The following is a 13,047-nucleotide window of genomic DNA, read 5'->3' on the forward strand; positions in this document are numbered from 1 at the left end:
ACAAACAGGGCTGCACGACAGAGCAGAACCGGGAACGACAATGAAGCCGGCCGACATCCTCATCGCCATCCTGGTGGCGATCATCTGGGGGCTTGCCTTCGTGGCGAGCCGGATCGCGCTCGACGAATTTTCGCCGGAGCTGATGACGGCGATGCGCTTCGCCATTGCGGCGGTCCCCTGCCTGTTCATTCGTAAGCCGAAGGTCGCCTGGTCGCTGCTGATTGCGATCAGCTTCACGCTCTTTCTCGGCCAGTTTCTGAGCCAGGCCTACGGCATCGCCCATGGCGTGCCGGTGGGGCTTACCAGCGTCGTCGTGCAGAGCCAGGCGCTGTTCACCATCGGCTTTGCCGCGATCGCATTCGGCGAGCGGCCGACGCCGGTGCAGACGCTGGGCATCGTCATCGCAGCAATCGGTCTTTTGATGATCTGCGGCACGGTCGGCTATGATTTCAGCGTCGGTGCGTTCGCCGTGCTGATGATCGCGCCGGTCAGCTTTGCGGTCGGCAATATCCTGTTGCGCGGCGCCCGCGGCGTGCCGATGTTCGATCTGTTCGCCTGGTTGTGCCTCGCCACCGCGGTCCCGCTGTTCGCGCTCACGCTGGTCGTCAATGGACCGACGCCGACCTGGCAGTCGCTGATCCACATGTCGCTCACCGGACTCATTTGCCTGCTGTTGATCGGCGGCATCTCCACCAGCATCGCCTATTGGCTGTGGGGCCGGCTGCTGCGTGACTATCCCCCCGCACAGGTGGTGCCGTTCGCGCTGCTGGTGCCGTTCGTCGGCTCGGCCGCGTCCAGCATCGTGTTCGGCGAGCGGTTCGGTCCGCTGCGCCTCGCCGGCATGCTCACAGTGATCGGCGGTATCGCGGTGATGGTGCTGGCGAAGCGCCCCCAGGCGGTACTCCACAAAACACAGCCGAAGGCCGCGTGAGGTGAGCATGTCCCAATCGCTGCTGTATGGCTTCCTCGCCTTCATGGCCGTGATGTATTTCACGCCTGGGCCGAACAACATCATGTTGCTGTCCTCGGGGCTGACCTATGGCTTCCGGCGCACCATTCCCCACATCGCCGGCGTCGTTATCGGCTTCGCCTTCATGATTGCAGCGGTCGGCCTCGGGCTTGGCACGGTGTTCTTGGCCTATCCGATCCTGCAGACCATCTTGAAATATGCCGGCGCCGCCTACCTGCTCTACCTGGCCGCCGTGATCGCTTTCTCGGGTCCGGCCAAGCCGGGCGAGGGAGACGGCCGCGGCCCGATGACCTTCCTGGGGGCCGCCATGTTCCAATGGATCAACGCAAAAGGCTGGGTGATCGTGATCGGCACTATCACCGCCTATGCGGCTATCGCCCAATTCCCGCTCAACATCGCGATCCAGACCTTGATCAGCCTGCTCGTCGGCACGGTCTCGACGGTGGTCTGGGCCTTCTTCGGCACCGCCCTGCAGCCGGTCCTGACCTCCGTCCGGATGGTCCGCGCCTTCAACGTCCTGATGGCGATCCTGCTGCTGGCGTCGCTCTACCCCGTGGTCATGGATGCATGATGCCCCAGTTTTCCATGCAGAAACGGGTTTCCCAGGGGGCCGAAAATGCTCTAGACAGCCCCCGAAATCCGCAAATTTCACCATCCGAGACCTGACTGACAAGACCTGACCAACGGCCGATTCCGGCCCCTGAACGAGGAAACGACCATGCGTGTTTATTACGATCGCGACGCCGACCTGAACCTGATCAAGGGCAAGAAGGTCGTCATCGTCGGCTATGGCAGCCAAGGCCACGCCCATGCGCTGAACCTGAAGGATTCCGGCGTCAAGGAAGTGGCGATTGCGCTCCGCAAGGGTTCGGCCTCGGCCAAGAAGGCGGAAGCTGCCGGCTTCAAGGTGATGGAAGTCGCCGAGGCCGCCAAATGGGCCGACCTGGTCATGATGCTGACCCCGGACGAGCTCCAGGGCGACATCTACCGCGAGCACCTGCACGACAACATGAAGAAGGGCGCCGCCCTCGTCTTCGCGCACGGTCTCAACGTCCATTTCAACCTGCTCGACCCGCGCGCCGATCTCGACGTTCTCATGATCGCGCCGAAGGGCCCCGGCCACACCGTGCGTTCGGAATACCAGCGCGGCGGCGGCGTGCCCTGCCTGATCGCGATCGCCAAGGACGTCTCGGGCAACGCCCACGACCTCGGCCTGTCCTACGCCTCTGCCGTCGGCGGCGGCCGCGCCGGCATCATCGAGACCACCTTCAAGGAAGAGTGCGAGACTGACCTGTTCGGCGAGCAGGTTGTGCTCTGCGGCGGCCTGGTCGAGCTGATCAAGGGCGGCTACGAGACCCTGGTCGAAGCCGGCTACGCCCCGGAGATGGCCTATTTCGAGTGCCTGCACGAAGTGAAGCTGATCGTCGACCTGATCTATGAAGGCGGCATCGCCAACATGAACTACTCGATCTCCAACACCGCCGAGTACGGCGAGTACGTCACCGGTCCGCGCATCGTCACCGACGAGACCAAGAAGGAGATGAAGCGGGTTCTGAACGACATCCAATCCGGCAAGTTCGCCCGCGACTGGATGCTCGAGAACAAGGTCAACCAGACCTCGTTCAAGGCGACCCGCGCCAAGCTCGCCGAGCACCCGATCGAGGAAGTCGGCGCCAAGCTGCGCGACATGATGCCCTGGATCAAGAAGGGCGCGCTGGTCGACAAGAGCAAGAACTAAGGCGCGGTCGTTCGGATGCGGCGTATCGGTTACGCCGCGTCCGGACACGCGATCGAAAACACAAGCTTCGCTCGCCAAACCAATTCTTAAATCTTCGCGACTATATTCGAGCGAGATCGCAGCCGGCGATCTCGCTCTTTCTGTCTCGCGCGAAGCATTGCTGCTTCATTCAAATTCTTCGCGAGCCGAAGTGCTTCCTGAGCACGAAGAACTGACGCTTAAACCACATTCTTGGTCTGGTGTTGTTTCTCAGGTTTTTTCGGAAGCTCCCGATCCTCAAAAGCCCAGCGTCTTCAGGGTCAAGGATTCCGCTCTTCATCCATATCTTCATGATGCAATCAATCTCGCGTCGCGACGTTCGCGCCTCGCTTCACCTTAAGAACTGACATCTGCGGCGTCTCCTTGACCGGTGGCGGCATTGCGCGCCGGCCCCTTTCCCTTGCATGATCGCGGGAGCTCTTGGGGGGAAGACCATGCGATCCGTTGTCATCACCGGCGCGTCCACCGGCATCGGCTGGGCCATTGCTAAATTTCTGGTCGGGCGCGGCTATCGCGTTTTCGGAAGCGTCCGCAAGCAGACCGATGCTGATCGGCTCACGGGCGAGTTCGGTACGAACTTCACGCCGCTGCTGTTCAACGTCACCGACGAGGCGGCGGTCCTCGCGGCTGCGCGAAAAGTCCGCGAGGCGCTGAGCGGGGAGACGCTGGCCGGTCTCGTCAACAATGCCGGCGTCGCGGTCGCCGGTCCCGTGCTCGAGCTGTCGGCCGATGATTTCCGGCGCCAGATGGACATCAACGTCATCGGCCCTGTCATCGCGACGCAGGCTTTCGGGCCGCTGCTCGGCGCCGACCCCTCGCTGAAGGGGCCGAAGGGCCGGATCGTGATGATCAGCTCGGTCGCCGGCAAGAACGGCAATCCGTTGTTGGCGCCTTACTGCACCTCGAAGCACGCGATTGAGGGATTGTCGGAGAGCTTGCGCCGCGAATTGATGCTGTTCGGCATCGACGTCATCATCGTCGCCCCTGGCGCAGTCAAGACGCCGATCTGGAGCAAGGCCGAGCAGATCGATCTCTCGGTCTACCAGAACTCGCCTTATCTGCCGGCGTTGAATAAGGTCATGACGTTCATGATGAAGCTCGGCGAGACCGGGCTGCCGGCCGAGCGGATTGCCGAGGTCGTTTTGGAGGCGCTCACCGCTGAGAGGCCCAAGGTTCGCTACCAGATCACGCCGGACCGGATGCGACATTTGATGACGGCTACGCTGCCCAAGCGTGTGGTCGACCGCATCATCGCCAAGCGGCTCGGGCTGCTGCCGCAGGGCTGAGCCTCTGAGGTGAGACCATTGCCAGACAGGTGATCGATTTTTGATCGTGGGAGCGTCTTGAGATGCCGGCTTATGTGATCTTCGACGTCGAGATCAGGGATTTGCAGCAGTACCAAAGCTTTATGTTGGGCGTGAAGCCCGCCCTGGAGGCCGCTGGAGCCAGATATCTGGCGCGCGGGGGCGCCCACAAGGTTTACGAGGGAGATTGGCAGCCCCGCAGGATCGTTCTGCTGGAATTCCCATCCGTCGCAGCCTGGGAGGCGTTCTACACAGGCGCGACCTACCAGGGACTCAAAGCGGTCCGGGACGCTTGCAGTTCTGCCCGCCTGGTCAGCGTCGAGGGCCTCGACTAGACGGCAAGTCGGTTCTGGACTGCGGGATTTGCCCTGGGGACGAATTGGGCGCGGAGACCAACCGGCTTCCGCTAACATTAAGCGAAGGTCGGATCGCGACACGCGTTGCTTGTCCGTGACCGTTCAATTACAGTTTTATGACACGGTGCAGGCCTTCCGGCTGCGCCGAACGCCGCAGGCCCGGTCAGCCGGCTCGGCATCACCGTGCCGGACCAGCAGTTGCGTGTCGTCGATGGCGTCCGCGCCCAATCCAGGTCCTTCTGCCACGACCGCCGTACTGGCGAGCGTCGCCGCGCTCGGCATCTGGCGGCTGCTCGCCGTTGCGGCGCCGCATCTCGCTGCGCTCGTCCTGATGTACGAGACCGAGACGGATTTCGGCGCACGGCTCTCCTTCGTGCTGGCCTGGGGCATCCTCAACTTCTTCTGGATCACACTGCTGCGGCGGCCGGCGCTCTCGGGTGCGCTGTCGCTGACCCTGGTCGTGGTGCTGGTGCTGCTGTCACGGCTGAAGCACGACGTCGTGCAGATGACGGTGAACTTCATCGACCTGATGATGATCGACCGCGACACGGTGGCGTTCCTGTTCACGATCTTCCCGAATTTGCGCTGGTCGGTGATCGGGGCCGGCCTCGTCACGCTGCCGCTGATGTATGCGCTATGGTGGCTCGACCCATTCCGCATCCGTAGGCTGCCGGCGCTCGCCTGCAAGCTCGCCTGCCTCGCCGCGCTGGTCGGCTATTCGCTCTATCATCCGGACGAGGCCTGGCGCGGCTATTACGACGACGGCTATCTCTCAAAGTTCTTCCGCTCAGGCGTCAGCGCGGTCTCCGACTTCGCGCAATACGGCTTCATGGAGTCGACGGCTTCGACCAACGAACGGCTCAACATGCCGCTGGTCGATGCCTGCCATCCCGCCGGCCGGCGGCCGAACATCATCATGGTCCATGATGAATCGAGCTTCGACATCCGCGCTGCGCAGGGCATTAAGGTGCCGCCGGGCTACGGCAGCCATTTCAAATCCTGGGACGGCAAGGAGCGCGCGTTTCTGGCCGAGAGCAATGGCGGGCCGAGCTGGTTCACCGAATACAATGTGCTCGCGGGGTTGTCGTCGCGCTCGTTCGGCCGCTTCGCCTACTTCGTGACCCGCATCGCGACGGGCCGCGTCGAGCGTGGCCTGCCGCTGGCGCTGCGCCGCTGCGGCTACGATACGATGTCGCTCTACCCCGCCCATGGCGGCTTCATGGCCGCGCGCAGCTTTCAGGTGACGACCGGCATCGAACGCTTCCTCGATTCCAAGGATCTCGGCGCCAAGGATGTCGAGCCGGATAGCTTCTTCTACGACAAGGCGCTCCGGCTGATGGGTGAGCGAACGCCGAACAAGCCGCTGTTCACCTTCATCTATCTCGGCGCCAATCATTTCCCCTGGGAGACGCGCTTCCGCCCGGATCTGCTGCCGAACTGGCGCGCACCGGGCAATGTGCCCTCCATCGACGAATATCTGCGCCGGCAGGCGATGAGCGCCGAGCAATACAAGGCTTTTCTCGCGAGCCTGAAGAAGAAATTTCCCGGCGAGCCCTTCCTGATCGTGCGCTACGGCGATCACCAGCCGGAATTCGCGCCTGCTATCCTCGAGCCTGGGCTCGACGAGGGCGCTCTCGGCAAGAAGCTCGACGCCTACGACCCACGTCTTTACGCGACCTACTACGCGATCGACGCCGTCAATTTCGAGCCGGTGAAGAGCGAGGCCGTGATGGACACGGTCGATGGCCCGTATCTGCCGCTGGTCATCCAGGAAGCTGCCGGCATCCCGCTCGATCCGTCCTTCGCTGAGCAGAAGGAGATCATGCTCCGCTGCAAGGGCATATTCTACGGTTGCAAGGACGGGGCCGAAGCGCGCCGGCTGAACCGGCTGCTGATCGATGCGGGGATGATCAGAGGGTTGTAGCGTCTCTCCAACGTCGTCCTGGCGAAGGCCAGGACCCATACTGCGTGATTTATCGTTGGCAAAATGTGTTGGTTCCAACGAAATCGTGGTGGGCTATCGGACTTCGACAATTGCCTTGTGGGGTAATGGGTCCTGGCCTTCGCCAGGACGACATCGAATGAATGGCGCGGCTTACCGCCCACCCACCTTCTCCCACAGCCATTTCGCCACCGCATCCGGCGACGAATTCGCGTCATTGCCGGCGGCGCGTAAATTGGCTTCGCGCATGGTCGCGATGTCGATCTTGCCGAGCAGCGGTTTCAGTGCGGCCTGCAACCGTTCGTCGCCGGCCCGCTTCGGGGCCAGCAGCAGGATGGCGTCGTAGGGCGGGATCGCGTGCCTGGGATCGTCGAGCGCAACGAGATCGTATTTTGCGATCAGCCCGTCGCTGGTGTAGCCCGCAATGACATCGACCTCGCCGCTGGCAACGGCCGCATACATGAAGTCCGGCTGCATCTGGCGCTGGGCGCGGAACGAGAGGCCATAGGCCTTTTGCAGCGCCGCCCATTCGGGTCGCGAGAAGAACTCATAGTCGCCGGCGATCGACAGGGTCGAAGCATGCGCGGCGAGATCGGCGATGGTGCGGATGCCAAGTGCCTCGGCGCGCTTCTTCGGGATCACCAGCGCATAGGCGTTCTCGAATCCGAGCTCGCCCAGCAGGGTGATGTTCTCCTTCGCAAGCGCCGTTTGCAGCTCCGCCAGCAGCTCTGCGCGCGGCTTGATGTCCGTGCGGTGAAGCTGATTGGCCCAGAGCGTGCCGGAGTAATCGACATAGAGATCGATGTCGCCGGCTTTCAAGGCCTCGAAGATCACGCTCGAGCCGAGACCGGATCGTGCGACGGCGGAGAGACCGGCGGCCTGAAGCCGGTCCCGCATCAGCGCCGACAGCACATACTGCTCGGCAAACGTCTTGGCGCCGACGACATAGTTCTGTGATGAGCGCCCCATCGTCGGCACCAGTGTCGCGACGACCAGTGCCGCGATTCCGGCCGCGCCAAGCGCTGCACGCGCGCGGCTGCGCCAGCGTAGGCCGCTTTCGATCAGGCCGAGCAGTTGATCGACGGCGAGTGCCAGCAGGGCCGAGGCAAAGCAGCCGAACAGCACGAACACCCAGTTCTGGGTCTGGAGCCCGGCAAAGATGTAATTGCCGAGGCTGGTCTGCCCGATCGGGGTCGACAGCGTCGCGGTGCCGATCACCCACACTGCGGCGGTACGGATGCCAGCCATCATCACCGGGAGAGCCAGCGGCAGTTCGACCATCACCAGAGACTGCGGTGCGGTCATTCCGACGCCCTTCGCGGCCTCGATCAGCGCGGGATCGATGCCGTTGAGGGCGGTGATGCCATTGCGCAGCACTGGCAGCATCGAATAGAGCGCCAGCGCCAGCATCGCCGGCAGGAAGCCGAAAGCGGAGAAGGAGACGCCGAACCAGGCCAGCGTTACGGAGGCCGCGAGCAGCAGGAGCGGATAGAACAGCGCGAGCAGCGCCAGTCCGGGCACCGTCTGCACGATGCTGGCGAGCGCGAGCAGCACGGCGCGCGGCGTGGGGCGGTTGCGGGTCAGGATCGCCAGCGGCAGGCTGACCATCAGGCCGAGCGCAAGTGCGGCAAGACTCACCCGGACGTGGTTGCCGAGATAGTCGGGCAAATGCCCCAGCGCCTCGCCCCAGCGCGGATCGGTGAAAAGGCTCATGCCGCCCCGCTCTGTGGCAGCAGCGCGTTCAATCGCTCGACCTGGCGACGCGGCGTCCGCAGCAACTCCAGCACGTAGGCGTCTTTGCTGTTCGAGAGCTCCACTGGCGTGCCCTGCGCCAGCAGCTTCCCGCCGCGCATCACCGCGATGCGGTCCGCGAGCAGGATCGCTTCCGTCATGTCGTGGGTGATCATCACGGTGGTCAGGCCGAGCTTGCGGTGCAGCTCGCGAAAATCGTCGCCGAGTGCATCGCGGGTGAGGGGATCGAGCGCGCCGAATGGTTCATCCATCAGCACGATCCGGGGCCTTGCCGCAAGCGCCCGCGCCACGCCGACACGCTGGCGCTGGCCGCCCGAGAGCGCATCCGGCAACCGCTCGCGATGCGCGGACCGGTCGAGCTGCACGAGTTCGAGCAACTCATCGACCCGCGTTGCGATATCCGCCGCAGGGACGCCGAGCAGTTTTGGCGTGATCCCGATATTGTCGGCGACGCTCAGATGCGGGAACAGCCCGCCGCTCTGGAAGACGTAGCCGATGCGGCGCCGCAGCGCGACCGGATCTACAGACTGCACGTCGTCGCCCTCGACCGTGATCGCGCCGCCATCCGCCTCGATCAGGCGGTTGGCGAGCCGCAGCAGCGTCGTCTTGCCCGAACCCGAGCCGCCGACGACGGCAACAAACTCGCCTTCGGCGATGTCGAGTGACACATCGTCCACAGCCTTGAGCGCGCCGAAGCTCTTGGTGACGTGGGCATAGCCAATCATCGGGCTGGATCGCATCGGGCGGGGCTCACTGCGCTAACCCGCCCGTGGGGCAGGGGATGACGAGGCCCATGCGTAGCACGCTTGGCGGCTTGATTGAACTTGGCTGCGCGAGCGGCTAAGGCATCGGGCCAAGTTCGGAGGGAATACATGACGACGCTTACGGCGGTGGCGCTGGAAGATGCCAAGGTCGCGTTCCGGCTGGGGGACGAGCGGGTCTATACGGCGGTGGAGAAGGCGAATCTGACGGTCGGAGAGGGCGAGTTCGTCGCCATCGTCGGCCCAACCGGCTGCGGGAAATCGACGCTGCTCAACGTCGCGGCCGGGCTGCTGAAGCCGGCTGCCGGGAGCGTCAGGATATTCGACCAGCCGCTTGCCGGACTGAACCGGGATGCCGGCTATCTGTTCCAGGCCGATGCGCTGTTCCCCTGGAAGACCGCGCTCGACAACGTCGCGATCGGGCTCGAAGTCAGCGGCACGCCGCGCAGCGAGGCGCTGCCGCGGGCGCAAAAGTGGCTGACCTCGGTTGGCTTGGGCGCCTTCGCCAACCGCTATCCTCACATGCTCTCGGGTGGCCAGCGCAAGCGCGTGGCGTTGGCGCAGGTGCTGATCCGCGATCCGAAGATCCTGCTGATGGACGAGCCGTTCGGGCCGCTGGATGCGCAGACCCGGCAGGTGATGGGCAACCTGCTGCTCGACCTCTGGAACGCCGACCGCAAGGCCGTGCTGTTCGTCACCCATGATCTGGAAGAGGCGATCGCGCTCGCCGACCGCGTCGTGATCATGTCGGCGGGGCCGTCCTCCCGCATCATCGGCGACTGGCGCGTGAGCCTGCCGCGCCCGCGCGACATTTTTGAAGTGCGGCTGGACAAGGAATTCCATGCGCTTCATCGCGAGATCTGGAGCGTGCTCAAGGACGAGGTCATGAAGGGCTATGCGCAGTCCACGCAAGCGGCGGAGGCGGTGTGATGTCGCGGCTGACGCTGCTCTCGCTGCAAGTGCTGGTCGCGGTGGTCTGCCTCGCGCTGTGGCAATTGCTGTCGACCGTGCCCGTGTTCGGCAAGATCCTGCTGCCGCCGTTCTTCTTCTCCAACCCGGTCGACGTCTTCGCCCAGATCGTCAAATGGTTCTCGTCCGGTGTGATCTGGAAGCATCTCGGCATCACGCTGACGGAATCGATCCTGGCCTTCGTGATCGGATCGACCGGTGGCGTGCTGATCGGCTTCTGGTTCGCGCGCCAGCCGCTGGTCGCTGCGGTGTTCGATCCCTACGTCAAGATGGTCAACGCTCTGCCGCGTGTGGTGCTGGCGCCGATCTTCGCGCTGTGGCTTGGGCTGGGCATCTGGTCCAAGGTCGCGCTCGGCGTGACGCTGGTGTTCTTCATCGTGTTCTTCAACGTCTATCAGGGCGTCAAGGAGGTCAGCCGCACCGTGCTCGACAACGGCCGCATGCTTGGCATGAGCGAGCGGCAGCTGATGCAGCACGTCTATTGGCCCTCGGCGCTGTCGTGGATGTTCTCATCCCTGCACACGTCGGTGGGCTTTGCCGTGGTCGGTGCGGTCGTCGGCGAATATCTGGGATCGGCGGCGGGGCTCGGCTATCTCATTCAGCAGGCCGAGGGCGTATTCGATGTCGCCGGGGTGTTCGCCGGCATGTTCGTGCTGTCGGCCTTTGTCATTCTGATCGATTTTGGTGTGACGCTGGTGGAGCGGAGACTGCTGGTCTGGCGCCCCACCGTGGACGGACGCGGCTAAGTCGCAAGGGGCCCGCACGGCGTGCGAGCCCCGGATCGATCAATCCAGCAACTTGGTGTCGTCGGGGGCCTGCGGCGGCGTCTTGATCGCGATCGCCTTGACCTGTCCGCTGATCGGCTTGGTGCCGCCATGCGGCGTCCCCTTCGGGATGATGACGAGATCGCCCGGCTTCACCGTGACCTCCTTGTCGCCGAACCAGATCGTGCCGGTGCCCTCCAAAATATACTGGATCTCGTTGGTGTTGGGATGCATGTGCTTGGGCACATTGCCGACCTGGATCGAGATGGTGGCGCCGTCGGCACTCGCGAACATCTTGGAACGGAAGCCGACGGCGTTGGCGTTCCCGAGCGCGTCGCCCTCCATCTCGCCAGTGTGGATGATCTGCGGAGTGATATTCTCCGCGGCCAGCGCCGGCCGCAGCAGGTGGGTTGCGCCGCATCCGGCGGCAAAAGCGGTGGCGATCGACAGTCCGATTGCAAGGCGATTCATGGATGATCCTCCCCATCAAGAATTGTTCTTGTGGGCTCATGCTATTGCGCCGAAAGGCCGATGGCCAGCGCCTTCGGTCCTGCTTCTCAAGCCAGTCCGGCTGCTCTATGGTGCCGCCAGCCGAACGGAGGAAACCAATGAAGAACACGATAGCCAGGCTCGCGGGCGCGCTGCTCGCGCTGACGCTCACCACCGGTCTCGCGGCGGCGCAAAGCAAGGTTACCATCGCGATCGGCGGCGGCTCCTGCCTGTGCTACCTGCCCACGGTGCTGGCCAAGCAGCTCGGCGAATACGACAAGGCGGGTCTCAATGTCGAGCTCGTGGACCTCAAGGGCGGCTCGGACGCGCTCAAGGCCGTGCTCGGTGGCAGCGCCGACGTGGTCTCCGGCTATTTCGACCATTGCGTCAACCTTGCGGCCAAGAAGCAGGAGCTTCAGGCGTTCGTCGTCTATGACCGCTATCCCGGCCTCGTGCTGGTGGTTTCGCCCTCGCACACCAACGAGATCAAGTCGATCAAGGACCTCGCCGGCAAGAAGGTCGGCGTCAGCGCGCCCGGCTCCTCCACTGACTTCTTCCTGAAGTATATGCTGAAGAAGAATGGCGTGGATCCCGCCAGCACCGCCGTGATCGGCGTCGGCCTCGGCGCCACTGCGGTCGCCGCCATGGAGCAGGGCCAGATCGACGCGGCCGTGATGCTCGATCCATCCGTGACCGTGCTCCAGGGCAGCCACAAGGATCTGCGCATCCTCTCGGACACCCGCACGCAAAAGGACACGCTCGAGACGTTCGGCGGCGAATATCCGGGCGGCGCGCTGTACTCGACCGCGGCCTGGGTTGCCGGCCACGAGAAGGAGACGCAGGCGCTCACCAACGCGATCCTGGGCACGCTCGCCTGGATCCACTCGCACTCGCCCGAGGAGATCATGGCGAAGATGCCGGAGGAGACGGTCGGCAAGAACAAGGACCTCTATCTCGCGGCACTCAAGAACACGATCCCGATGTACTCCGAGACCGGCAAGATGGACCCGAAGGGCGCTGACGCCGTGCTCGCGGTGTTCAGCGTCGGATCGCCCGACGTGGCGAACGCCAAGATCGACGTCAGCAAGACCTTCACCAACAAGTACGTCGAGCAGGCCAAGAAGACCACGGGCAGCGCCAAATAACCGACGCGAAGGCGTGGTCATCAGGCGTCATGACGTCACCAATCATTCATCGGGTCACGACGCTTGAACTTGCCGTGCGGCCGATCGTCTGGGCGTTCGCGGAGGAGCGGCGCGCCGAGATCGCCGCGCATTTCGCCGAGAAGCAGCGCGAGCGGCCAAAGCTCTGGAACGGTCGCGTCCTGCTCGGGCGCGATGCAATGTTCACCGACGGCCATCTCGCCGCGACCTATTTCGAGACCGATTTCGCGAGCTTCCTCGCCTGGCGCGACTGGGGCTTTCCCGACAAGGCCGTGTTCAACGGCTTTGGCATGGGCGCGCTGCGCACGTCCGACGGCGCATTCGTGATGGGCGAGATGGCGCAGCACACCGCCAATGCAGGCCGGATCTATTTCCCCTCGGGGACGCCCGATCTCGACGACGTCAGGGGCGACACGCTCGACATTCCCGGCAGTGTGATCCGCGAACTCGAGGAAGAGACCGGCCTGACCGCGACCGACTATCGGGTCGAGCCGGACTGGCACTGCGTCGTCACTGGTCCCGCGATTGCAATGCTGAAAATTATCAACCTGGACATGCCGGGTGATGTGGCGCGTGCGCGGATCGAAGCCAATCTGGCGGGCGAGGCCGAGCCAGAGCTCTCGGCAATCCATCTCGTGCGCGACATGAGTGATCTCACGCCGTCCATGCCGCGATTTGTCACGGCCTTCGTCGAGCAGCAGTTCGCGTTGCGCTGATGCGCGAGGCTTGACATCGCTGCGCTCAGCCCATGTGATGGGCAAAATTGCAAACCTAAAAAGAATGCAATGCACAATCGTCCA

Annotated in this window: 13 protein-coding genes; 10 read left to right on the forward strand and 3 right to left on the reverse strand. The window is 63.8% G+C overall.

All coding sequences use genetic code 11. The features are described 5' to 3' along the window. The first annotated feature begins 40 nt into the window (after positions 1 to 40). The 6 genes from AC0L27_RS12045 (at position 41) to AC0L27_RS12070 (ending at position 6,331) form a co-directional block, all read left to right on the forward strand. Positions 41 to 931, forward strand: a complete 891-nt coding sequence (locus AC0L27_RS12045; protein WP_473319137.1) for an EamA family transporter — start codon at positions 41 to 43, stop codon at positions 929 to 931. A 7-nt stretch (positions 932 to 938) separates the two neighbouring features. Further along, on the forward strand, positions 939 to 1,541 hold the full coding sequence (locus AC0L27_RS12050; RefSeq protein WP_473319138.1) for a LysE family translocator: 603 nt from the start codon (positions 939 to 941) through the stop codon (positions 1,539 to 1,541). A gap of 147 nt (positions 1,542 to 1,688) precedes the next feature. After that, entirely contained in the window at positions 1,689 to 2,708 is a 1,020-nt protein-coding gene (gene ilvC / locus AC0L27_RS12055; RefSeq protein WP_148740630.1) for a ketol-acid reductoisomerase, read from the forward strand. Between the two features lie 473 nt (positions 2,709 to 3,181). Further along, positions 3,182 to 4,033 (forward strand): SDR family oxidoreductase, encoded by an 852-nt coding sequence (locus AC0L27_RS12060; protein WP_473319140.1) that lies wholly within the window; start codon positions 3,182 to 3,184, stop codon positions 4,031 to 4,033. A gap of 62 nt (positions 4,034 to 4,095) precedes the next feature. Beyond that, entirely contained in the window at positions 4,096 to 4,386 is a 291-nt protein-coding gene (locus AC0L27_RS12065) for a DUF1330 domain-containing protein (protein WP_018454346.1), read from the forward strand. 232 nt (positions 4,387 to 4,618) lie between these two features. Next, the gene (locus tag AC0L27_RS12070) at positions 4,619 to 6,331 is read left to right on the forward strand and encodes a sulfatase-like hydrolase/transferase (RefSeq protein ID WP_275173505.1); all 1,713 of its coding nucleotides are present in this window, start codon (positions 4,619 to 4,621) and stop codon (positions 6,329 to 6,331) included. A 171-nt stretch (positions 6,332 to 6,502) separates the two neighbouring features. On the opposite strand, the gene AC0L27_RS12075 is transcribed toward AC0L27_RS12070, so the two are convergent. Further along, on the reverse strand, positions 6,503 to 8,062 hold the full coding sequence (locus AC0L27_RS12075; protein WP_473319141.1) for a glycine betaine ABC transporter substrate-binding protein: 1,560 nt from the start codon (positions 8,060 to 8,062) through the stop codon (positions 6,503 to 6,505). Next, complete coding sequence (locus AC0L27_RS12080) at positions 8,059 to 8,841, reverse strand: ATP-binding cassette domain-containing protein (protein ID WP_473319143.1); 783 nt, start codon at positions 8,839 to 8,841, stop codon at positions 8,059 to 8,061. Before AC0L27_RS12080 ends, AC0L27_RS12075 begins: the two co-directional genes overlap by 4 nt. Before the next feature lie 132 nt (positions 8,842 to 8,973). Between AC0L27_RS12080 and AC0L27_RS12085 the strand changes: the two genes are divergently transcribed. Together AC0L27_RS12085 and AC0L27_RS12090 are read left to right on the forward strand one after the other, a co-directional pair. Next, the gene (locus tag AC0L27_RS12085) at positions 8,974 to 9,792 is read left to right on the forward strand and encodes an ABC transporter ATP-binding protein (protein ID WP_354205489.1); all 819 of its coding nucleotides are present in this window, start codon (positions 8,974 to 8,976) and stop codon (positions 9,790 to 9,792) included. Continuing rightward, positions 9,792 to 10,577 (forward strand): ABC transporter permease, encoded by a 786-nt coding sequence (locus tag AC0L27_RS12090; protein WP_473302147.1) that lies wholly within the window; start codon positions 9,792 to 9,794, stop codon positions 10,575 to 10,577. Before AC0L27_RS12085 ends, AC0L27_RS12090 begins: the two co-directional genes overlap by 1 nt. 39 nt (positions 10,578 to 10,616) lie before the next feature. Here the strand turns inward: AC0L27_RS12090 and AC0L27_RS12095 are convergent, their stop codons facing one another. Next, entirely contained in the window at positions 10,617 to 11,066 is a 450-nt protein-coding gene (locus tag AC0L27_RS12095) for a cupin domain-containing protein (protein WP_247288096.1), read from the reverse strand. Between the two features lie 137 nt (positions 11,067 to 11,203). On the opposite strand from AC0L27_RS12095, the gene AC0L27_RS12100 reads away from it, so the two are divergent. Then, positions 11,204 to 12,229 carry an ABC transporter substrate-binding protein gene (locus AC0L27_RS12100; RefSeq protein ID WP_275173510.1) on the forward strand — a complete coding sequence of 342 codons (1,026 nt, stop codon included), beginning with the start codon at positions 11,204 to 11,206 and terminating at the stop codon, positions 12,227 to 12,229. A 29-nt stretch (positions 12,230 to 12,258) separates the two neighbouring features. Continuing rightward, positions 12,259 to 12,963: an NUDIX hydrolase gene (locus AC0L27_RS12105; protein WP_473319145.1), complete on the forward strand. Its 705-nt coding sequence runs from the start codon at positions 12,259 to 12,261 to the stop codon at positions 12,961 to 12,963. Positions 12,964 to 13,047 lie beyond the last annotated feature (84 nt).

Source organism: Bradyrhizobium sp. Ken51 (genome assembly GCF_055807435.1).

Bases quoted from the DNA above. Each gene is read 5' to 3' on its own strand.
- AC0L27_RS12045 (WP_473319137.1), top strand. From the start codon at position 41: ATGAAGCCGGCCGACATCCTCATCGCCATCCTGGTGGCGATCATCTGG.
- AC0L27_RS12050 (WP_473319138.1), top strand. From the start codon at position 939: ATGTCCCAATCGCTGCTGTATGGCTTCCTCGCCTTCATGGCCGTGATG.
- ilvC (WP_148740630.1), top strand. From the start codon at position 1,689: ATGCGTGTTTATTACGATCGCGACGCCGACCTGAACCTGATCAAGGGC.
- AC0L27_RS12060 (WP_473319140.1), top strand. From the start codon at position 3,182: ATGCGATCCGTTGTCATCACCGGCGCGTCCACCGGCATCGGCTGGGCC.
- AC0L27_RS12065 (WP_018454346.1), top strand. From the start codon at position 4,096: ATGCCGGCTTATGTGATCTTCGACGTCGAGATCAGGGATTTGCAGCAG.
- AC0L27_RS12070 (WP_275173505.1), top strand. From the start codon at position 4,619: ATGGCGTCCGCGCCCAATCCAGGTCCTTCTGCCACGACCGCCGTACTG.
- AC0L27_RS12075 (WP_473319141.1), bottom strand. From the start codon at position 8,062: ATGAGCCTTTTCACCGATCCGCGCTGGGGCGAGGCGCTGGGGCATTTG.
- AC0L27_RS12080 (WP_473319143.1), bottom strand. From the start codon at position 8,841: ATGCGATCCAGCCCGATGATTGGCTATGCCCACGTCACCAAGAGCTTC.
- AC0L27_RS12085 (WP_354205489.1), top strand. From the start codon at position 8,974: ATGACGACGCTTACGGCGGTGGCGCTGGAAGATGCCAAGGTCGCGTTC.
- AC0L27_RS12090 (WP_473302147.1), top strand. From the start codon at position 9,792: ATGTCGCGGCTGACGCTGCTCTCGCTGCAAGTGCTGGTCGCGGTGGTC.
- AC0L27_RS12095 (WP_247288096.1), bottom strand. From the start codon at position 11,066: ATGAATCGCCTTGCAATCGGACTGTCGATCGCCACCGCTTTTGCCGCC.
- AC0L27_RS12100 (WP_275173510.1), top strand. From the start codon at position 11,204: ATGAAGAACACGATAGCCAGGCTCGCGGGCGCGCTGCTCGCGCTGACG.
- AC0L27_RS12105 (WP_473319145.1), top strand. From the start codon at position 12,259: ATGACGTCACCAATCATTCATCGGGTCACGACGCTTGAACTTGCCGTG.